The organism is Mucilaginibacter sp. P1_D10 (assembly GCF_056406215.1).
This window is the reverse complement of sequence record NZ_JBFUAP010000011.1, coordinates 67,250-86,926: the sequence shown is the minus strand read 5'-3', so window position 1 is coordinate 86,926 and position 19,677 is coordinate 67,250. Positions and strand designations below refer to the sequence as shown.

23 protein-coding genes are annotated in these 19,677 nt (G+C 45.9%); 6 read left to right on the top strand and 17 right to left on the bottom strand.

Going from position 1 to position 19,677, the window contains the following annotated elements:
• Nucleotides 1–103: 103 nt before the first annotated feature.
• The gene (locus tag AC1DYT_RS18040) at nt 104–568 is read left to right on the top strand and encodes a hypothetical protein (RefSeq protein WP_477470926.1); all 465 of its coding nucleotides are present in this window, start codon (nt 104–106) and stop codon (nt 566–568) included.
• 29 nt (nt 569–597) lie between these two features.
• Here AC1DYT_RS18040 and AC1DYT_RS18035 read toward each other — a convergent pair whose 3' ends face one another.
• The 8 genes from AC1DYT_RS18035 to AC1DYT_RS18000 all read right to left on the bottom strand — a co-directional run bounded on the left by AC1DYT_RS18035 (nt 598) and on the right by AC1DYT_RS18000 (nt 8,109).
• A complete protein-coding gene (locus AC1DYT_RS18035) occupies nt 598–1,218 on the bottom strand; it encodes a pyridoxamine 5'-phosphate oxidase family protein (RefSeq protein ID WP_477470925.1) in 621 nt (206 codons plus the stop codon).
• A gap of 94 nt (nt 1,219–1,312) precedes the next feature.
• On the bottom strand, nt 1,313–1,774 hold the full coding sequence (locus tag AC1DYT_RS18030; protein WP_477470924.1) for a GNAT family N-acetyltransferase: 462 nt from the start codon (nt 1,772–1,774) through the stop codon (nt 1,313–1,315).
• Between the two features lie 146 nt (nt 1,775–1,920).
• Nucleotides 1,921–2,370: a DUF695 domain-containing protein gene (locus AC1DYT_RS18025; protein ID WP_477470923.1), complete on the bottom strand. Its 450-nt coding sequence runs from the start codon at nt 2,368–2,370 to the stop codon at nt 1,921–1,923.
• Nucleotides 2,371–2,421: 51 nt separating this feature from the next.
• Nucleotides 2,422–3,555, bottom strand: coding sequence for a carboxypeptidase-like regulatory domain-containing protein (locus tag AC1DYT_RS18020; protein WP_477470922.1), 1,134 nt, complete (start codon nt 3,553–3,555; stop codon nt 2,422–2,424).
• 254 nt (nt 3,556–3,809) lie between these two features.
• Nucleotides 3,810–4,184, bottom strand: a complete 375-nt coding sequence (locus AC1DYT_RS18015) for a hypothetical protein (protein ID WP_477470921.1) — start codon at nt 4,182–4,184, stop codon at nt 3,810–3,812.
• 110 nt (nt 4,185–4,294) lie between these two features.
• Entirely contained in the window at nt 4,295–4,774 is a 480-nt protein-coding gene (locus tag AC1DYT_RS18010) for a hypothetical protein (protein ID WP_477470920.1), read from the bottom strand.
• A gap of 83 nt (nt 4,775–4,857) precedes the next feature.
• Nucleotides 4,858–5,655, bottom strand: coding sequence for an SseB family protein (locus AC1DYT_RS18005; RefSeq protein WP_477470919.1), 798 nt, complete (start codon nt 5,653–5,655; stop codon nt 4,858–4,860).
• Nucleotides 5,656–5,706: 51 nt separating this feature from the next.
• Nucleotides 5,707–8,109, bottom strand: coding sequence for a glycoside hydrolase family 3 N-terminal domain-containing protein (locus tag AC1DYT_RS18000; RefSeq protein ID WP_477470918.1), 2,403 nt, complete (start codon nt 8,107–8,109; stop codon nt 5,707–5,709).
• Between the two features lie 583 nt (nt 8,110–8,692).
• Here AC1DYT_RS18000 and AC1DYT_RS17995 point away from each other — a divergent pair.
• Nucleotides 8,693–9,154 carry a DUF2147 domain-containing protein gene (locus AC1DYT_RS17995; protein ID WP_477470917.1) on the top strand — a complete coding sequence of 154 codons (462 nt, stop codon included), beginning with the start codon at nt 8,693–8,695 and terminating at the stop codon, nt 9,152–9,154.
• Nucleotides 9,155–9,459: 305 nt separating this feature from the next.
• Here AC1DYT_RS17995 and AC1DYT_RS17990 read toward each other — a convergent pair whose 3' ends face one another.
• Together AC1DYT_RS17990 and AC1DYT_RS17985 are read right to left on the bottom strand one after the other, a co-directional pair.
• Complete coding sequence (locus AC1DYT_RS17990; RefSeq protein WP_477459983.1) at nt 9,460–10,038, bottom strand: YceI family protein; 579 nt, start codon at nt 10,036–10,038, stop codon at nt 9,460–9,462.
• 114 nt (nt 10,039–10,152) lie between these two features.
• Nucleotides 10,153–10,959 (bottom strand): alpha/beta fold hydrolase, encoded by an 807-nt coding sequence (locus AC1DYT_RS17985; RefSeq protein WP_477470916.1) that lies wholly within the window; start codon nt 10,957–10,959, stop codon nt 10,153–10,155.
• 230 nt (nt 10,960–11,189) lie between these two features.
• Between AC1DYT_RS17985 and AC1DYT_RS17980 the strand changes: the two genes are divergently transcribed.
• Complete coding sequence (locus tag AC1DYT_RS17980) at nt 11,190–11,801, top strand: hypothetical protein (RefSeq protein WP_477470915.1); 612 nt, start codon at nt 11,190–11,192, stop codon at nt 11,799–11,801.
• Between the two features lie 335 nt (nt 11,802–12,136).
• On the opposite strand, the gene AC1DYT_RS17975 is transcribed toward AC1DYT_RS17980, so the two are convergent.
• From AC1DYT_RS17975 to AC1DYT_RS17955, 5 genes are all read right to left on the bottom strand, one after another.
• The gene (locus tag AC1DYT_RS17975; protein ID WP_477470914.1) at nt 12,137–12,652 is read right to left on the bottom strand and encodes a hypothetical protein; all 516 of its coding nucleotides are present in this window, start codon (nt 12,650–12,652) and stop codon (nt 12,137–12,139) included.
• A 59-nt stretch (nt 12,653–12,711) separates the two neighbouring features.
• Nucleotides 12,712–13,575, bottom strand: a complete 864-nt coding sequence (locus AC1DYT_RS17970) for an ankyrin repeat domain-containing protein (protein WP_477470913.1) — start codon at nt 13,573–13,575, stop codon at nt 12,712–12,714.
• 55 nt (nt 13,576–13,630) lie between these two features.
• Nucleotides 13,631–13,894 (bottom strand): hypothetical protein, encoded by a 264-nt coding sequence (locus AC1DYT_RS17965; RefSeq protein WP_477470912.1) that lies wholly within the window; start codon nt 13,892–13,894, stop codon nt 13,631–13,633.
• A 58-nt stretch (nt 13,895–13,952) separates the two neighbouring features.
• The gene (locus tag AC1DYT_RS17960) at nt 13,953–14,459 is read right to left on the bottom strand and encodes a hypothetical protein (protein ID WP_477470911.1); all 507 of its coding nucleotides are present in this window, start codon (nt 14,457–14,459) and stop codon (nt 13,953–13,955) included.
• A 242-nt stretch (nt 14,460–14,701) separates the two neighbouring features.
• Entirely contained in the window at nt 14,702–15,652 is a 951-nt protein-coding gene (locus AC1DYT_RS17955; RefSeq protein WP_477470910.1) for a Smr/MutS family protein, read from the bottom strand.
• 142 nt (nt 15,653–15,794) lie between these two features.
• On the opposite strand from AC1DYT_RS17955, the gene AC1DYT_RS17950 reads away from it, so the two are divergent.
• Nucleotides 15,795–16,295, top strand: a complete 501-nt coding sequence (locus tag AC1DYT_RS17950; RefSeq protein ID WP_477470909.1) for a DUF892 family protein — start codon at nt 15,795–15,797, stop codon at nt 16,293–16,295.
• Nucleotides 16,296–16,502: 207 nt separating this feature from the next.
• Here the strand turns inward: AC1DYT_RS17950 and AC1DYT_RS17945 are convergent, their stop codons facing one another.
• Nucleotides 16,503–16,712: a hypothetical protein gene (locus tag AC1DYT_RS17945; protein WP_477470908.1), complete on the bottom strand. Its 210-nt coding sequence runs from the start codon at nt 16,710–16,712 to the stop codon at nt 16,503–16,505.
• A gap of 153 nt (nt 16,713–16,865) precedes the next feature.
• Here AC1DYT_RS17945 and AC1DYT_RS17940 point away from each other — a divergent pair, with 153 nt between their 5' ends.
• Entirely contained in the window at nt 16,866–18,749 is a 1,884-nt protein-coding gene (locus AC1DYT_RS17940) for a M1 family metallopeptidase (RefSeq protein ID WP_477470907.1), read from the top strand.
• Nucleotides 18,750–18,867: 118 nt separating this feature from the next.
• Here AC1DYT_RS17940 and AC1DYT_RS17935 read toward each other — a convergent pair whose 3' ends face one another.
• Nucleotides 18,868–19,254, bottom strand: a complete 387-nt coding sequence (locus tag AC1DYT_RS17935) for a YtxH domain-containing protein (RefSeq protein ID WP_477459976.1) — start codon at nt 19,252–19,254, stop codon at nt 18,868–18,870.
• A 184-nt stretch (nt 19,255–19,438) separates the two neighbouring features.
• Between AC1DYT_RS17935 and AC1DYT_RS17930 the strand changes: the two genes are divergently transcribed.
• On the top strand, nt 19,439–19,666 hold the full coding sequence (locus tag AC1DYT_RS17930; protein ID WP_477470906.1) for a hypothetical protein: 228 nt from the start codon (nt 19,439–19,441) through the stop codon (nt 19,664–19,666).
• Nucleotides 19,667–19,677: the final 11 nt, after the last annotated feature.

The window sequence follows — 19,677 nt, the reverse complement described above, 5'->3', positions numbered from 1 at the left end:
ATAATCATTTTAACCATATGCCCGCCCTCTTTTTTTAATAACTATACGTAGTAATTAAATAGCAGTATATTTACTAAACCAATAAACGCCTGCCAAACCATTGATGATGAAGAAGATGCTATTGATTTTCGCGCTTGCGGGCTTTTTAACTTCCTGCAAAAAAGAAAACAGCGGCCCAGGTACCGATGCTTTGCTTAAAGGCGAATGGAAAGCCAACCTGACCACCGATGTGATATTCGACAACGCAACCGGCGCCGAACTTACCCGGGTAAGCTACCTGCATGGGTTGGAAACTAAACTTACTTTTGACGGCGCGGGCTCGCTAACATCGTACGATACCGAGTACAAAGTAACCCTGAAACACGCCTACACCCTGCGTACCGAAAATAACCACACCTACCTGAGCACGCAAATCGTAGGATTTGAACCGGCGGAATATGATATACTGGCCCTCCACGATCCCGACCTGCAAATGAAAGGCACCGTAATAAGTAATTCGCCGTACAGCATCAATGGTAAAAATTACCGTGTGCATTATGAGCGCACGCAGTTTTTCACGAAACAATAAGCGGTTTATTTTGTCGGAGTTGGCAGCAATTAGGATTTAATATCGGCCAGCTGCTTTTTTAATTTCTCCAGTTCATATTCCAATTTTAACACATATTCGTTTTGCGGGGCGAAGGCTCTTTTTATTTCGTCTTCGGTATAGCGTGGGGTAATATGCTGGGGGCAATTCCAATCAAATGCCTTTACATCAAATAGCATCATCCGCTCGGGCGCATGCTTGTATTCGGCCGGGTCTAATAATTTAAACAGGGCGGGGTCGTCTTTCAAATCTACAATGCGGGCATCGGCATAAATTTTAAGGCGTGTTTTATGTGGATAATCCATCAGGAACAGCGCCACCTGGTGATGGCTTAGCACATTGCCAACGGATATATATTGTTTATTCCCCCTAAAATCAACCAGGCCAATGGTGCCTGAATTTATTACTTTAATAAAGCCTACAGGCCCGCCACGGTGCTGTATATACGGATAGCCATTTTCTCCAATACTGGCCATGTAAAAGCTATCGCGGCTTTCAATAAACTCGATTTCTGCCTCTGTTAAACCTTCTGTATCTGTCTGGCCCTCCATCCGTGCATAGCTTTGGCGGCTGCCGTACTGTTCCTGTAAAGCTTTAATACCATCGGTAAAGGCGAATTTTGCAAAGTTCATGGCTGTATGGATTAGTGCTGATATAAAGGTATTATAAATCAGCCCGATAACCCAAAACCCAAAAGCCTGCCAATGAAATTTACACAAGCGTTATTTACAAGCCCATCCGCATCTGTATCATGCTTTTTATGAAGCCGCTTTTCTCGTAGGCTTTTACAGCCGGGGCGTTATCGTAATAAACTTCCAGCTGCAATTCGGTTATGCCCTGGCTTATGGCCCAGTTCTTAAGAGCCTGCATCACCAGGTTGTTTACGCCCTTGCCCCTGTGCTGCGGCAACACATACATAAAACCCAGGTAAGCGTGTTGAGGATGGTTTAAGAAAAGTTTGGATTCCTGTATGCGGGCGTATCCGCTACCTATGGGCTCGCCGTTTAATTCGGCCACCACAAGATGGATGTGCGGTGCAGCAATCATCAGCTCAAGGTCGTAATAGTTTACCGGATCGGGCCTGATGGTTGGGTCGAAGGGGCGCTCGGCTGTAATTACGCCTTGCTCAAATTGAAGCAGTGCGGGCATATCGGCCATTGTGGCCTCGCGAACAATGATAGTCTCCATGCCGCTAAATTACTATTTTGATAGCCTCGATAAACACGATTGAATGATTTAAAGATTAACACGATTTCTCAATGTAGGTGTCATATATATTCGCCCGCATACCTCCCGTTTTTAGAATTTAGAATTTCGGTTTTAGAATTTCTCTCTCAGGCCGCCCCTCCGAAATCGACTATAAAGGCGAAGTAATCATCCCAATTAGGATCTTCGGCTTTTTCGATGCGGATAGGCAGCGTTTCAAAATCGAAGAGCACGGTATCTATGCGTTCCTGCGCACTATCGGCATTGGCGGTGTACCAGGTCCATTGCTTTTCGCCCTGGCCGGCCATCACCGTTGCCAGTATGCTTTGTTTGTCGCCTTCTAAAGCATCTACCAGTTTGGTTTCCAGGTCGTCCATCACGCTGGCCTCGCCCGGCGCGGGCATTTCTGCGGCCTCGTCGGTATCGTAGCTCCAGGTGATGGTTATTTTGGCGGTATAGTCGCCGCTATCGATAAAGCTGCGCAGGTTTTGGCGGTAACGTACCATTACGGGTATCCCATCGGTGTTAGATCCTTCGGCGCCCGTCCAGTTATCTTCCAGTATCAAGTCGTCGTTCATGCTATAATAAGGAATCCAATACAGAAATGTTTGTACCGGGATATGACAACCTTACTCCGTTTTGCCATATTCCAGTGGTATCATGTCTGCTACTTGCTCCCAAGCCATGTAACCCTCGAATATCAAGCCGCCGGTATCGCTGTAGTTGCCGTTTGCATCTATTGTAACGCTGGGGTCGAGCAATCGCACTATCGAAATCTGGCCGTTTGGCAGACGGTAGCCCAATGGCTTCTCTATTTTGTAACCGCTTGCAAGCAGTTCCGAAGCGTCCTGTTCGCGGTAATTGATTACAAAAAGGCAATCGTTAAACTTCAGCTCCTTGAAATCGGCATCTACCACTTTCACCAACGAATCGCAAAGCACGGGCCGGCTGTCGAAGGATATGGGCTTCTTCGGGTCGGGCTCATCGCCGGGCAGCGGCTTATTCAACACCTTGAAAATTTCGTAGCCGCTAGTGTAAACATTGCCGTTGTATATAGCCCGTAAGAAATGTATCACCGAGCCTTTGTACGCTTTATCGCGGTTGCGTTTCCAGGCTTGTGCCTGGCGGTCTGTCTTCGGGTGTAATTCCTCGAACGACGGATATCCCTGGTATTTTAAAACGCTGCTTTGCTCGTTATACTCAAAATTGGTGAGCAGGTATTTGATACGATAGCCCAACGCCTGGTTCTCTACAATCAAAAACTCTTCAGCACCGGCGCTCAGCACGCTGGTCTCCTTATCGAAATGGAAGTGGAGTATCTTGGGGTTGATAATCTTGCAATCGGCAGCATTGGGCGTGGTACCCAAAAATCGTTTCTGGAAAATGCCGTAATGCTCTTCCCAATTGGTTTCGGCGCGTATCACTACTTGCTGCAGGCTGTTGGTAGCTGGCTCCAACTTAAAATCAACCTTAACCGACTGCCCATTAACCGTTACCGATTTTGCCACCGGCTTAAAGCCCACCATCTTAACCACCACGCCATAAGTGCCAGGCACCAAATTACCGAACCAGAAATCACCCTTCGCATTGCAGGCCGTAATGAGTTTAGTACCGGTAATATAAACCGTTGCACCAGGCAGGTTGCCGCCGTCATCCTTCACATTGCCCGTAATGGAATAGATGTGTTGGGCGTTTGCAAGGCTGCAGGAAAATATGAGGATTATTACGAGGACGAATAATCCAGGGGTAGTAATTTTGGGCATGTAAATAGTGCACACGCTTTTGGCTAACGTAAACACTGTGTTAAAATACAAAAATCTTTTTTATTACCGACAGAAAAAACCATTCGAACGCACCATTACCGGTATGCCCCCGGCATTAGAACCTTCGGCGCCCGTCCAGTTATCTTCCAGTATCAAGTCGTCGTTCACGTTGTAATAAAGGGGATTGGGGGAGAAATGTTTGGGAGAGACCTTTTCTAAATGAGACAGGCAAACCGGGCTGTTTTGCGATTTTCTCAGAATCGATCTATCCAAAGTCTATTAACGCCAACCCACACTATATCGGCAACTGCTATAATAACATATGCCAATAGCAACTCGCGTTTATAGGGTTTGAATTTATGCTTGAAGAAAACCAGTGCGATTGCTATCAACACCAGTAAATGATAAACAACAAGAAAGTACCCTGTAATGATCGTGGTAAACCAGGTGAGCTCGAAAATAGTGTAAGGTACAGTTTTCTTTACGAAACGTGCATTGTAATACGCCAACAAATAGGGGCGGGCAAAAAACATTGCTATCCTATCTAAAATATATGTGCCGCCAACAAGCAGGGTAATTATCGCTGCTATGGCTTTGGGTTGGATACGGTTTTTGGCGAGTGTTAGCACTTAGGTAAATTACAAATTTTTCGGATATTAAAAGCATCCGCCGCAGGGTCCTTTTTCAAAGAGACCCGGCGGGGACGGGAAAATTTTAGTAGTTCGGGGCATCGGGTAAATCATTCAAAATATGCCTTATACTCCCCTTCCGGGTCAGTTATATCGGGTTCATACGGCGTGGCGGAAGGTTTAAAAAAATAATAGTTAGTAGGGCTCGGCAGCGTGTCAATTTTAACTACCGTTGTTTTACCATCGCTTTGCAAAAATTTCAAATACTTGTACTTGAGCCCCTTAGCAATTGCTAAAGGCAGCTTCTTTGCTTCTATTACCGAATCGAGCCCATATGAATAAAAAGCATTGTCATCGGCACCTGTATAAAAATCGTCGTCACCGTATTTTTTTCTCAGGTTTTCTATCTGCACCGAATCCAAGTCCACCCTAACTGCCGATGTGGTATTTATAAGTAAGGTATCTGTTTTAGGGGCGGCTTTAACAGGTTGGGATTTAGGGTGCTTATTTTTAACAACGGTTTTTTTCTTGGGCTTGCTGCAACTTATGCAAACGATTATTAATAAAAGCAGCGAAATGAGTTGCTTCATTGGTGGTGATTAGGTTGGGTAAATATAGGTAACATTATAAAAATGGGGCATAAAAAATACCGCTGAAGGCATGCGGAAATATATCAGCCGGGTTTATAAAACAGGGCATTATCTATTTTTGCGACTGTGTTTAACCATTCTTCGGTTTCGAGAAAAATGATATCGACTGGTTGTTCCAGGTTTTCTCCTCTGATGGCATCCTCCACTGCAAAAATTGCCGCAGCCTTGGCATCGTCCGATTTGCCGGATAACTGAATACCGATAACTATTGATTGTACCTCATCCGCTATTTGCAGATATTGAAAGGCCCGGAGTACCTGTTGTTGCCTGCCGAATCCTTGTCTTATTTTCTCAATTATTGATGCGGGCAAAGGCCGGGCAGGCGGGCCAACCATTATTTTTGAATTAGCTTTTAGCGAATATGGCTTCGACGTTTTGCGGTTGCGCGATAACACAAACATATTGTAGTTATCGGAATTAATCACCATCCTGCTGATGCTGTTATTTTCGCATAACACCATTACGTCGTTAGATTTCATGGCTGTATAACTTACCGGCGTTTTTGCCCAGTTAAGCAATGCTTCTTCATCTGTAAAAGCTCCTAAAACCTTCAAGCCATCTACTTCATAAATGCACGTGAGGTTTAACGTTGTATCTTCAGTGGCAGTTTGCCATTCGCCGGTTGCGGGTAAATCATTTTTTGATGGCAATAAAAGTGTTGGTTTGCCATCTCGCAACTCCAACACCACATTTTTATAAGTATCGTCGTTAGGTTTTGCGTACCATTTGCTTATTAAAGCAAGAAGGTTGGCGTTCTCGGGCAAGCCAAGTGGGTTTTCCGCGGATTTATTTTTGCCAAAAAGCGATTGAAAGAATCCCATTTCCGTGTTAGTTAATAGATGATTAAGGATACGAAAAAAATCCTAAAACCCCTACTCCACCACAAACTCCTTTTTCAATTTAATATCTTCCGACGATGCACCAATCATCACCGTAAAGGTGCCCGGTTCTACCGTCCAGTTCATGTTTTTATCCAGCAGGGCAAGGTCGTCCGGGTGGAGGGTGAATTGCACCGTTTTCTTTTCGCCGGGGGCGAGGGTTATGCGTTCGAAGCCCCGCAGGTCGAATTCGTAGGTGGTTACGCTGCTTACGTTATCTTTAAGGTAAAGCTGCACCACATCGTCGCCTTTGCGGCTGCCGGTGTTGGTAATATCTACCGATACGCTGAAATCACCCTGCGAGTTCTGTTTATCCGGCGATACCACCAGGTTGCTATACTCGAATGTGGTATAGCTCAAGCCATAACCAAAGGGATATAGGGCACCGTTCACGCTGGTTTTGCCCCAGCTGTTTTGCCCGCGCTGCCCTGCCTGGGCATTGGGCTTAAACGGGAAGTTGAACTCTATCTGCCCCGTAGTTTTGGGGAAGGTGATGCTGAGTTTGCCGCCGGGGTTATTATCGCCAAAAAGCGTTTCGGCAATTACCTGTCCGCTTTGCACGCTGGGGAACCAGGCCTCTAAAATGGCCGGCACATATTTATTTTCCCAGTTGATGGTAAGCGGCTGCCCGTTTATCATGACCATTATCACCGGCTTACCCGTTGCCTGCAAAGCCTGTATCAGTTTCAGCTGGCGGCCTGGCAGGTTCAGCCCCGTGCGCGATAGGCTCTCGCCTACCCTATCTACATCCTCGCCCACCACGGCAATCACCACATCAGCCAGCCTGGCCTGCGCCACTGCCGAATCTATCCCCGCCTGCTCGGTAGCAGTCAATGGCGTTTCGATGATTTCGCTCTCGGGCCAGGTGGCATCTATCATATCGCAACCTTTAGCGTAGTTAACTTTTACGCCTGCGCCTACATAGTTCCTTATCCCATCCAAAACGGTGGTAACGGGGTTGTGCGATGGGCCGTAGCGGCTGATGGCGTAATTGGTTTCCATAGCCAGCGGACCGGTAACCAGTATATTCTTCAGCTTGCTTTTATCCAACGGCAGCAGGTTGCCTGCATTTTTCAACAGCACCATGCTCTCGCGGTTCATTTGCAGGCTCATGGCAGCGTCGGCGGGAGTATGCACCACCTTATCGGCAGCGGCAGGGTCTTTCACATACGGACTATCGAACAACCCCAGCCTGAATTTCACCCGCAGCACATCCGCCACGCGGCTATCTATCACTTTCATGGATATCTTATTCTCTTTTATCAACTCGCGCAGCGGCATGGTAAAAGTTTGCGGCATGGTAAAGTTGGTACGCACGTTCAGGCCCGCTTCTACTGCCTGCAGCACGGCTTCCTTATAATCGGCAGCTACGTGATGTTTAGAGTACAGGAACTCAACCGCCTCGCTATCGCTCACCACATACCCATCAAAGCCGAATTGCTGACGCAGCAACTGGGTTAAGAAGTAATAGCTGCCGGTTACGGGCACACCATCCCAATCATTATAGCTGCTCATAACGCCCATGGGGTGCGCCTCCTGTATCACCCTGCGGAAAGGGTACAGGTATATCTGATACATCTCGCGCGGGGCCACGTGCGGGTCAGTACGGGCGCTTCCATCGCGGCCGCCTTTGGGCACGCTGTAAACGGCATAATGCTTTAAGGTTGATGCCACACCCTGCTCCTGTATGCCCAGCACCATTTGCTTACCCAATTCGGCTATCAAAAAGGGGCTCTCGCCATAGCATTCCACCACGCGGCCCCAGCGCTGATCGCGGGCAGGGTCTAATATCGGTGCGTACACATTGGTGTAGCCCAGGGCTTTGGCTTCGCGGCCAACGGTTTGCCCGGCCAGGCGCACCAGCGGCTTATCCCAGGTGCTACCTATCGAGATTGGCGCAGGCAGTGGCGTGGCCCTATCGTGATTAAGCCCGTGGATGCCCTCGTTGGTAAAATCTACCGGGATGCCCAGGCGGGTTTCTTCCACAAACCAGCGCTGTATGGTGTTGATGGCAGTAGCATGCTTGCTGAAGGGGTATGAATATTGCGTAGGGGCATCATCGGTATGCGAGGTGAGGTTGTTCAGCTCCTCGTCTATATTGGCAATGCCGTCTTTCCATATCTCGGTTTTCCATCGGTCTACCGGCATCTCATCTTTCAGCACGCGTTTGTAGCCATACAGGGTGGCCATCTGGCAGGTTTTCTCGTCAACGGTCATCTGGCTTATCAGGTCCGCAACGCGTTTGTCTATGGTTTGCGCGGGGTCCTCAAAAACGTCCATCTTGCCGTTTTTGTTAAAATCTACCCAGCCCTTATGGTATATGTTTTTTGTTTGTGCCGATGCGGAGACAGCAAGCAGTTGCAGTAGCACCGGCAGTAGCAGTAGCGGTTTTTTCATGAATGAGAGATGTGTTGGTTTACCTCTCAAATATATAAACTGGGCGGGAGATACACCATTGGGCAGCGAATAAATCAACTATTACGTTTTCGTTAGCCTTACTTATGCGAGGGATTTTTTTTCGGCTGCTTTACCATAGTGATGAGTTTGAAACCTTGATTGTTCGGAGCTTTGAAAGTTTACTTTCATTGCCACTCAGCATTGCTTATCCGTTCCATAAATGGAACGGCAATGAAGGTGCATTAATTCACCATATTTGATTTGCGCCAATGATCGCAAACCCACCTTCATTGCCGTCGACTTTTAGTCGACGGAAACGGCTGCAGCTAAGTATAAATCAACCTGTAATTGCTTGACCATTATGGCTCGAACACTTAAAGTTTCAAACCCATCGCTATGATATGTGAATTTCCCTACAATGAATTTCAAGCCGCCCCCCCCTCTGCTCGTTTTCCCCTACACCTGTACTAAAAATTATTTTCGAGACTGTTAACAAAGGGCTGTATTAAATCGTAATAGCAATGTAATGCTTTGGCATTTTATTTGCGCTGACAACGCCGTACATCTTAACCGGGAGTTTTTTATGAGCCATTCGTTTTTACTAAGCTTTTTTGGATTGCTGCTGATTACGGCAAACGCCGGTACCCCAACAAGCACGTCAGTTGCCGCCGAGGAGCAAATTTGCGGCAAATGGCAAAACCAGGACAAAAACCTGATAGTGCAGGTTTATAAGGAAGACAGCCAATTCAAAGCTAAAATTGTTTGGTTCAACAATGGCGAGGGCGAAAACGCCATGCAAACCTGCATGGATAAGCACAACCCCGACCCCGCCCTACGCAACCGTAAGTTACTTGGTATGAACGTGCTGGAAAAACTGGTTTATAAGCCCGAAACTAATTCATGGGAAGACGGCATGATATACGATGCCCAGGCCGGCAAACATTGGAACTCGTCGGCCTATATCAATAAAGATGGCTCGCTGAAAGTAAAAGGCTACTGGCACTTTAAGTTCATCGGCAAAACCATGACGTTTAATAGATTATAGATGTGCAAATTTCAAATGTGCAGATGTGCGGATGAATGTCGTTTACTTAAGCTACTTAGCAGCCTCACCCCAACCCCTCTCCAAAGGAGAGGGGCTTAAAGTCCTCTCCTTTGGAGAGGATTTAGGTGAGGCTATACGCCGGGCCAACTCTTAAGTAAACGGCATTGATGTGCAGATTAAAGTGAAGATTTTTAAGTCCACTCTTCGTGAGACCACCCGAGAAACAAAACTGAACTACATATAAACAACAAAAGCGCCCCGGGGATTTCCCTGGGGCGCTTTACATTTATATGGTATTATCTAAATTATTTAGACTGGCCGAACTCGCCGCTTGCGCTCAGTTCAACTTCGTCGCTCAGCATTGGTGAACCATATTTGCTGCCGAAACCGAAATCAGAACGTTTGATAGTACCGGTTACTTTGAAACCGGCAGAAGGTTGTTTGCTCATTGGGTTGGTGATAGTACCACGGTGTACAAAATCAAAAACAACCGGTTTAGTAACGCCATGCAGAGTTAAGTTACCTGTAAGTTTGTATTTGCCTGTGCCTACAGAAGTAATGCCTGTGCTTACGAAAGTAAGGGTTGGGAATTTAGCAACATCAAAAAAGTCTTCGCTTTTCAGGTGGCCGTCGCGACGCTCGTTATCAGTGTTTACCGATGCAGTTTGCGCTACGAAAGTAACTTTAGCATCGCTGAAATCTGGCTTTGCAGCAACGATGGTAGCATCAAAATCTTTAAATACACCATCAACGTCAGATACCGCTAAGTGAGTGATGGTGAAAGTTACGTGCGAATGCGCTTTATCGTTCTTCCAGGTAGTTTGAGCAAATACAGCCGTTTGCATCAACAATGCAGCAGCGGCCAACAATAACGTCTTTTTCATTTGTTTAAAATTGTGTTTTAATATTTTTATGCATCAAAGATATATAAAGGATTCAGATTAGCTAAAATTAAATGTTTAAACACTCAATATATGAATAAACGGTGACAAAATACGCTACTTTTCAAAGAATTCATCCACTTTCTTGTTGAATTCTTTCGCATGTTCTATCAATGTGCCATGGCCGCTATTGGGCACAATCCACAATTCGCTGCCGGGTATATTGCTTTGGATGAGGCGGGTATGCTCGTCGCGTATCGCATCGTGGTCGCCGGCTATGATGAGGGCCGGACATTTTATCTGCTGTAGTTCGGTAAGTTTTATGTTGGGCTGGTTCCAATCGAGCATAAATATCTTCCAGCTGTTTTTGGCGCGCGGGGTTTTCCAAACACGGTTTTTGTTTTCATTATAATACTTCTCGCTCTGTTTCCAGCCCTGCGGATCAAGCGCGGTGCTGTCGGGCCATAAATTGGCACCGGTAGATGCCAGTTTTATCACCTTATCGGGATGCCGCATGGCCATCATTAGCGCGTTTATGCCACCGTCGCTCCAGCCTAGTACGTAAGCCCTGGGGGCTTTTAAGGTATCAAGCAGTACGGCGAAATCATCGGCCATTTGCTCAAAACTAAGCGAATCGGCAGCATCTACGGTTTTACCCTGCGCGCGACTGTCCACCAGTATCACCCGGTATTTTTTGGCAAAGTAAGGCACGTTTTCGGTAAAGGCGCTCATATCGCCGCCATTGCCATGTATCATCAGCAAGGGCTTACCGCTGCCATACTCTTCCACGTACATTTTTATGCCGTTGATGCTGTAGTATTTCCCTACCTCCGGGTTATTGCCATACATCGTTTTTGGTTTGCAACCCAGCAGGGTTAACAGCTGCGGCAAAATAGCGAGCAATATCAATCTTTTTATGCGCATATATAACTTATACATAGGGTGCATAAATATAGATAATTAGCGGGCAGAGATTGGAGGTTAGTTGATTAGCGGTTAGGAAAATATCCTTTTTTTTCGTTCCTATCTCCTACGTGAAGCAGCATATCTATACACAGAATTAAACAAATGTTAAGATTTTCTATAATTAGGATAGTTGTTGGCTAATCAATACCTTCACGCTGAGCCGAAACCGGCGTATGCCGTTAACCTATATGGAAACATTTACCGAAACCATCAACCTGTTAGAGAAATCAAATTTTTATTATTCGCTTATTATAGGGATGGATAACGCGTATATCCATGTAAGCCAGCATTACAACCGCAATTTCGATTTCCTGAAAGAATCGTTAGTAGGAAAACCGTTTTACATTACCCTGCACCCCGATGATGTAAAAATTTGCCGCGAAGTTGGCGGTAAGTGCTTTGAGAACCCGGGCAAACTCTTCCCGGCTACGCTACGTAAACACGATGGCAAAGGCGGCTTTGTGATTACCCAATGGGAGTTCAAAGCTATTTTTGACGACGAGGGACAACCTTATGGAATCTTTTGTATGGGCCACAACATTACCGAACATGTGGCCGTAAAGCGCCAATTAAAGGATGCTAAAGCCGAAATTGAATACCAAACAGGTAAATTATATGATATTGGTTTTATACAATCGCACGTAGTGCGCAAACCGCTGGCCAATATACTCGGGCTTACCAACGTACTTAGCAACATGGAGATTGACCATAACCTAAGAGGAATAACCAGCATGATACTGGACAGTGCCAACGAACTGGACAATGCTGTTAAAAAAATAGTTGATAAAACGGCAGATTAAGTGCTTCTTTGTGCCTTTTGTTTTTGACGCAGAAAACTAATCTCAAATTAACCAAACGCTATTCTCTAATCATGGCACCCCCTGCGGGCCGGGCTTTGCCGGGCTGCGCTACGCTTCGGCCCCATTGCCTTTACGCGCAAGCCTGCCGCGCCGTGGCTACCCCTTTCAATCCCTGGTGCGGAGTCTGAACCGTTGATTTTTCGCATTTTATTTATTCTTTAAAGGTGCTCAAGAGGGCTTCGCCGTTTCAATGATTTAATGATTGCGTTGAAAAGATTCGATTATTAATTTCGGTTAGAGTTTATGAATATCTGTTCTTGCTCTTAGCAAACAATTCAACTAAACGAAGCTGGTTTCTTGGCTTCCCGTGCGCTCAACAGGTCCTTCAAAAATGTCTTTGCATTGCTGCTCTCGTAATTGTAAAGCACTACGCCCCACGCGTAAACAATGAACATCATCACATAAATAATTAAAAGATTGGGATTGGCATCATAATGCACCACCATTATCGTAATGATAATCGCTATAAAAAACATCAATCCCAAAAACAACCCTCGTGCAGCCCGGCCAACCCAGCTTAACGACAGTTTGAGATGAATATAAGTAAGATCTTTGCGGCTATCATCAATAAGGCCGACTATATTGGGCGGGCTGCTGTTACGCGAATAGGCATTTCGACGTATCACAAACCGCTTGCCGACGGCACTTCCGTTAAAAAATTTATCGTTAGCAAATAAACGCGCAAAAACACCATCGGTAGCGGGAGTAATATTTTGATTTAATAAACGCTGAATTTCTGCCGCGCTAAGTTCGGTAACCAGGTAAAGTTCTTCTTTGGGAATCAACTTCATATTAATGACCATAAACGGTTGAATAGCCAATAAAGGTTATCTGCCTTGAATTGTAAAACTTACTGCTGTCGGGCTTTCAAATATGTCGCAATATCCGCATACTTCTTCAATTCCTCTTCGCTCCCGCCTTCGGTTGGGGCATACTCTGCCCAGCCAAGGGGCGTACCGCCATATACTTTATCTTTAGCATTCAAATCTGCCCCGGCTTCAACCAATAGCGTTACTGTCTCCAGGGAGCCCGACCATACTGCTTGATGCAGCGGTGTAGCATGCGAATGGAAGCCGCTATCAGCGGCAGGGTATCCGTTAGGGCTAACGCCATTATCCAGCAGGAACTTCACCATATCGGCCATGCCATAAAAAGCAACGCCGGTTAACGCCGCAATCTTTTCACTTTCGGCGGCAGTTTGCAGCAGACTGGTAACATCGTCCATACGCCGTAAGCCAATGGCAACGCCCAGCGTTAGCTTCCCGCCGCGCTCTATGAGGTAATTGGCCGCTTCGGTGTTGCCGTGGGCCAATGCGCCCATGCCGCCACCCGGCTTTGCGCCGGCGTTAATCAAGGCATCCATCATCGCTATCTGTACCCCACATTCGCGCGGAATGCGGCCGGTAGCTACTAGTGCAAGGCAATAATCTAATTGATGCTGTGCCGTATCCTGCGCTTTTACTTTTACTTCGCCAATCAGCAAATTGGTAATCTCAACAATATTAACCGGCAGTTTTTCGTGCCTGATAGGGTTATCAGCCACAAACCAAAGCAGGTATGGGTCCTTAAAATAGCCTTCTTCGGTGGTGGGCAGCTTGTCGGTAACCAGGTAAATGTTATCTGCAATAAGCGTTTTAAGCGTGGCAATATCACCGCTGTCGATAGCTTCAACAGCTTGCAGGAAAATGGCATCGGTGATATCGGAGGTTTGCATATAAATTTTGTTCTATAGATTATCGGCTACGGCGTATTTCCTACAAGAAAAAAGTTTATGTCAATTTAAAACATACCGTTACTAACACTATAAGATAAAAGTATTTGATTTTTTGCTGCTTCTTAAAGGCAAACCATATCCCAACGATGGCGGGGACGAACAACAACGCTGAGCATAGTCTTAAGAACGACACAGCATCATCATCGACTTGCATCAATTCGGGTTCCCATTCGTATTTGTATGGCGACACTAATAGCGCAAAAAAAAGCATCGGCAGTATCAGCGCAAACAAAACAATGTGTGGGATATAGTTTCTCATTCTTTTACGTAAATAAAACAAGTCGTTTAACCGTTGACGTTAATCACTATCCTCATCGCTAATTAGCTAATATGTTTTCCTGGGCATGCATCAGCCTTGATAGAAACTTCTTTGCCCACATTCGCTCAAAGTTAAAGCTGACAATCATTAATAAATACCCGAATAAAAACGCCAAATAAGCCCGTAAATCATCCCATATAAATGCACGAGTCTTTATTTCGGATATGATAAATATGCTTGCCCCTGCAAATGTGACAAGTAAGAAAAGCAACATAAACCATATCGCCTGAGCTTTCGGAACCAACTTTAATTTAACAACACATTGCCCACCTGTATTTTCTATTAAACCGATTATTTTAGGGGCGAAGGCGTTTTTACGATAATTGGTATTTCGCTCCACTTCGAACGCACCGTCCTTGATCCAGCCCTTAAAGAAAAAGTCGGGCTCGGGCATGGTTAAATGCCACCCTTGGGGGGCTTCTGTATTGGCGGCAATTAAACGCTCTACTTCTGCCGCATCGAGCGTTGTTTCAATTTGAAAACTATCGTAGGGTATAAATTTCATGCTCAAAAATCCATAAATCGAAAAAATCCGCTCAACGGCGGAGCCCTCTTTAATACCTTTAAGTACAATTCAACAAATTAAAAATCCCGTTTATATATTCTCCCATTTCCCGCTATCCAAACTGCGGTAAATGGCATCTACTACTTTATTGGTTTTTAATCGGCACTTAAAATTAGGCTAAAATATCAAGCAAGCAAAGCAGAAAATCCTCATACGCAAAAGTTTATTTCCGAATATCAGCCTTACTTCAGCAGCACTTTGGTTGCCCCGTAGCCGAATTTCTCTTTACGGGCATCCATAAACGTTTGCACTTTGTTGCTTTTGCTGAGCAGTTTATGCAATTCGTTCTTGAGCGTGCCGTTTCCGGTGCCGTGGATAAAGGTAATCTCGGGCATCTGGTGCACCATAGCCGCATCAAGCGCGTGCTTAAAGTTGGTGAGCTGTATATTCAGTATCTCGCTGCTGCCCAAAAAGTGGTGGTCGGTACGCAGCTTTTCTATGTGGAGGTCTACCTCGGCTTGTGGTTTTGCTACCACCTGCTTCTCTTCGGCGGGTTTAAAAAAGCTTTCTTTTAACTTCTGGGCATCTATTACCAGTTCGGGTTCGTCAAGCTGTATCATCCAACCCAACTGATTGATAAAGGGTACCTGCTTTTTCGCGCCCGAGAAATCTTTGGCTTTAAATTGCTCGCTTATATCCAACGGGGCAAGCGCAGGCTGGTTCTGTTTGGTATGGAACAACACGCGGAAGATGAGTTTTGGCCACAGCTGCAAATCCGCCAGCTTTGCCGAGTACACTTTTGCGTGGCTGCGCGGCTCTATGATGCCCGCAAACTCGCCTTTATATTGCTTGTTTTGTTCAGTACTTACCGATGCCAGCAGCTGGTACGACGTTTCGTTAACCAAATGCAGGTGCACTACCGAGTTGGCCCGGGCATCGGCAATTACGGCTACAAAAACACCTTTGCTTTTGAATTCGCCGGCTGGCAAATCCACCTCTATGATGTCTTCAGGCCGCTCATCGCCAACCAATTTGGCATGGCCATGTACAAAGGTTACCTTGCTGGCCAGCACCGGAATCTCAAAATCGTCGTCGCCGGTAACGCCAATCATTTGCTCGTCAATGATGCGGGTTACGTACCCCTCCATTTTTTCGTCTACGAAGCGAACAAAATCGCCTAATTTATATTTCATATATGGTATTGCTGTAGGGCAAAGGTATCAATATAGCCGCAGCCCGGTAATTAAAATGAATCAAAGCATGCGCCCATCAAATTTCTATTTAGGATAGTCTGCGCTATTTCCGTAACCGAATCATTAAATAAATCATACCATTATGATAGACACCCCAACTGCTGCTAACGACATACTTCTGAAAAAAGTTTTCGAGCACCACCTTGGCCGTATATACGGCGGCAAATGCTTCCTGGATAAAAACCTCGACCACCTCATCAGCCTTGCCTCTTTCAAAGGCCTGCAACTGGCAATCGAAGAAATTGGCGGCGACGTAAAAAAGCAGATAGCGCGGATGGAGCAGATTTACCGACTAATAGGCGAAACGCCCGTTAGGGACGGCTGCAACCCCATCAAATCTATCATGAAAGATGAGTTTTGCCTGGATGAGCAGCAAACCCTTGCCGTTTTGAACGATCTGGACTTGATGTTATACGTGCAGGTGCTTGAGCATGTGAATATTACCTCGTACCGCATGCTCATCATGATAGCCAAACTGCTGCATTATGATGAAGTTACCCAGCTGCTGAAGGAAAACTTCGACGAATCGGAAGACAACGATAAACTGTTTATGCTGATTGCGAAGGAGTATATTAGTGAGTAGAGGTTAGGAAGAAATTCTAAAGCCGAATGTCTAAATCCTAAAGAGAAATTCTAAAATCTAACCGATAAATTCAAAAAAAACGAATTTGTTTGGTTGGGTATTTTAACCGCAAAGTGCGCAAAGAAGAAACACAAAGAGGCGCAAAGCCTTGCAGATGGATAAAGTTAGGTCATTTAGAAATTGGCAGAGTATTTCCCTATCTCCAGTTTAGTGTTTTTTTAAACGATCACGCAAAACCTTATTAGTCAGTTTACAAAGCTCTGCGTTCTTTGCGCTAACCGAGCCGCAAATCTCTGCGTCCTTTGCGGTAAAAATTGCCGCTAAAACAACATCAAATACCCCTAAAAAAACAAAAGCCGGGCTTTCGCCCGGCTTTGCAGAGTTATTTAATACCCCTACTAAAATAACTTTGAACAAAGGAAAATAATTAATCGGCGCTACGCAAATTAATATGGCAAACCTATTGTAACAATTCGTTTACCATCATCGTCTCATCTATTAGCGGTATAATACCTAATTTGCGCACCTAATCATCAAATTGAATATATCCACCCTATAACCTCGTAATTTATGTTTAAACCCATTGCGTTAACCGCTGTATGCAGTTTGTTCCTGTTACAGCTGCAGGCCCAAAACCTGTACATGCCGCGCGAAATTAAGCAGGCATACACCAAAGGAACCCGCTCGCCCGATGGCAAGCCCGGCAGCAAATACTGGCAAAACTTTGGCCGCTACAATATTGCCATTACCCTGGCCCCGCCCACCCGCACCGTAAAGGGCGTTGAGCAGATTACCTATATCAACAACAGCCCCGATACCCTGAAGCGGTTGAACATAAAGCTGATCCTGAACATCCACCGCCCGGGCGCATCGCGCGATGGCGGCGCCAGCCTTGATTACCTTACCGAAGGCATACAGGTAGATAGCTTTTTGGTGAATGGCCAAAAAAAGAAATGGGATAATAAAGTTGCCTCGGCTACAAACGCCGGCGTAGGCTTAACCAAACCCCTGATGCCACACGATTCGGTAAAACTGGATTTTATCTGGCATTTTGATGTAAGCAAAGAAAGCGGCCGCGAGGGCATGATCGACTCTACCTCGTTTTACCTGGCCTACTTCTACCCCCGCGTATCGGTTTATGACGATTACCAGGGCTGGGACCGCGTAGAATTTGTAGACTCAAAAGAGTTTTACAACGATTTTAACGATTACACCTTAAGCGTAACCGTACCCAAAAACTTTATCGTTTGGGCAACCGGCACCCTGCAAAACCCGGCGCAGCTTTTACAGCCTGAGTTTGCAAGCCGCCTTGCCGCCTCTTTCACAAGCGATTCTACCATACACGTGGCTACCCTTGCCGACCTAAAGGCTAAAAACGTTACCACCCAAAATGCAACCAATACATGGGTGTGGAAAGCCGATAACATAAGCGATATGGCTGTGGGTATAAGCGACCATTACCTTTGGGATGCTGGTAGCGTTGTGGTTGACAAAGCCACGGGCCGCCGCAGCAGCATGCAGGCTGCATACCCGGATGCCGCTTTCGATTTCAAGAAATCGGTACAATATGGCCGCAACGCACTTGGCTGGTTCAGCGCCAACTGGCCGGGTGTGCCTTACCCCTTCCCTAAAATGACTGCCTTTAAGGGCTTCGCCGATATGGAATACCCTATGATGGTGAACGACAGCCAGTTTGGCGACCCAACATTCGCGCAACTGGTGCAAGACCATGAGATTGCCCACACCTGGTTCCCATTCTATATGGGTATCAATGAAAGTAAATACGCCTTTATGGACGAGGGCTGGGCAACCACGCTGGAGTACCTGATAGGCACAGCCGAAAACGGCAAAGACAAAGCCGACAGCTTTTACAAGCAGTTCCGCATCAACGGCTGGATAGGCGATAAATCTACCGCCGAAGACCAACCTATTATAACCATGAGCAGCGAGCAGAAAGGCGGCTACGGCAACAACGCCTACGGCAAGCCATCGTTAAGCTACCTGGCCCTTAAAGATTACCTGGGCGATGACCTTTTCAAGAAAGCCCTGCACGGGTATATGGATAGGTGGCACGGCAAACACCCCATTCCATGGGATTATTTTAACTCCATGAGCAACGTATCGGGCAAAAACCTTACCTGGTTCTTCAATAACTGGTTCTTTAGCAATGGCTATAACGATCTGGCTATCACCACCGGCGTAAAAGGCAAAGATGGCTACACGCTTACAGTGAGCAACGTTGGCGGTTTTGCCATCCCATTTGATGTGGTATTAACTTTTGCCGATGGCACAACCCAAACCATCCACAAAACCCCTGCAGTTTGGGAAACCAACCAGAAACAAACCCTGGTAACCTTCAAAGCGGTAATAGGCAAAAGCTTAAAATCCGTAACTTTAGATACCGGCATTTTTGTAGATGCTGTTAAGGCAGATAATACCTGGGTGGTGAAATAAGTACTAAACAAGAGAGATTTGACAACTTTTTAAAAGTTGTCAAATCTTATATCACATCCCTACAAATGCAAAAAACCCGGCTCATCACCGGGTTTTTTGCGTTATTGCAGCGAGTATCTTATGCGCCCTGTATAGAGCTGTTTACGTCGTTAGCGGCAGATTTCACCCTGCTTTTGGCTTCGTCTGCGCCGTTTTGGGCATAATTTTTGGCTGAGCCAATAGCATCTTCGGCACTACCGCGTGCGCTATCAACCACATTGCCTGCGCCGCTTACCAGGTCGTTATATTTAGATTTTACCGAATCTACAGCGTTGCTGCTATATTCCTTTACGCTACCGGCGGCATTTTGTGCCTTGTTTTTAGCATTCTCCAACACGTCGTTAACGTAATCGGCAATATCGCCTCTTAGGTTTTCGCCTTTTTCGGGGGCCAGTAACAGGCCCAATGCGGCACCGGCCGCAGCGCCCACTAAAAGCGCTGCTATAATTTTTGCTTGATCTTTCATATCTGTTTGCTTTTAAGTAGATGTTCTTTTTCTTATAAGGTTAACAACGCCTTTGCGTTTGTGTTTACACAAATAAAAAATAAGTTAAAATTGCTTAGGGGAGCGTAAACGAGGCTATTTGCATTTTAAAGATAACAATAAGTACAAAAACGCTGTTATCCCGGCGGCAACTAGCCCGAATTATATGGATCCTATACTGCAATCGATACACTTCCGCAAGGTGTTTTACCTGGTGAGCATCATCGCCCTTATATTGCTTTTCGTAATAAAATACACGCTTATACCTGTTATAGACCGCCGCGAGGCCCTGCCCAAAAAGATATTAAGGTATATATTAGATACCCTTATAGCCGTATTGATAGCCGCTATGGCCATTGGCGGAGCAGTGTTTTGGATGAGCGGGAATGAGTAAACCGGGAACAG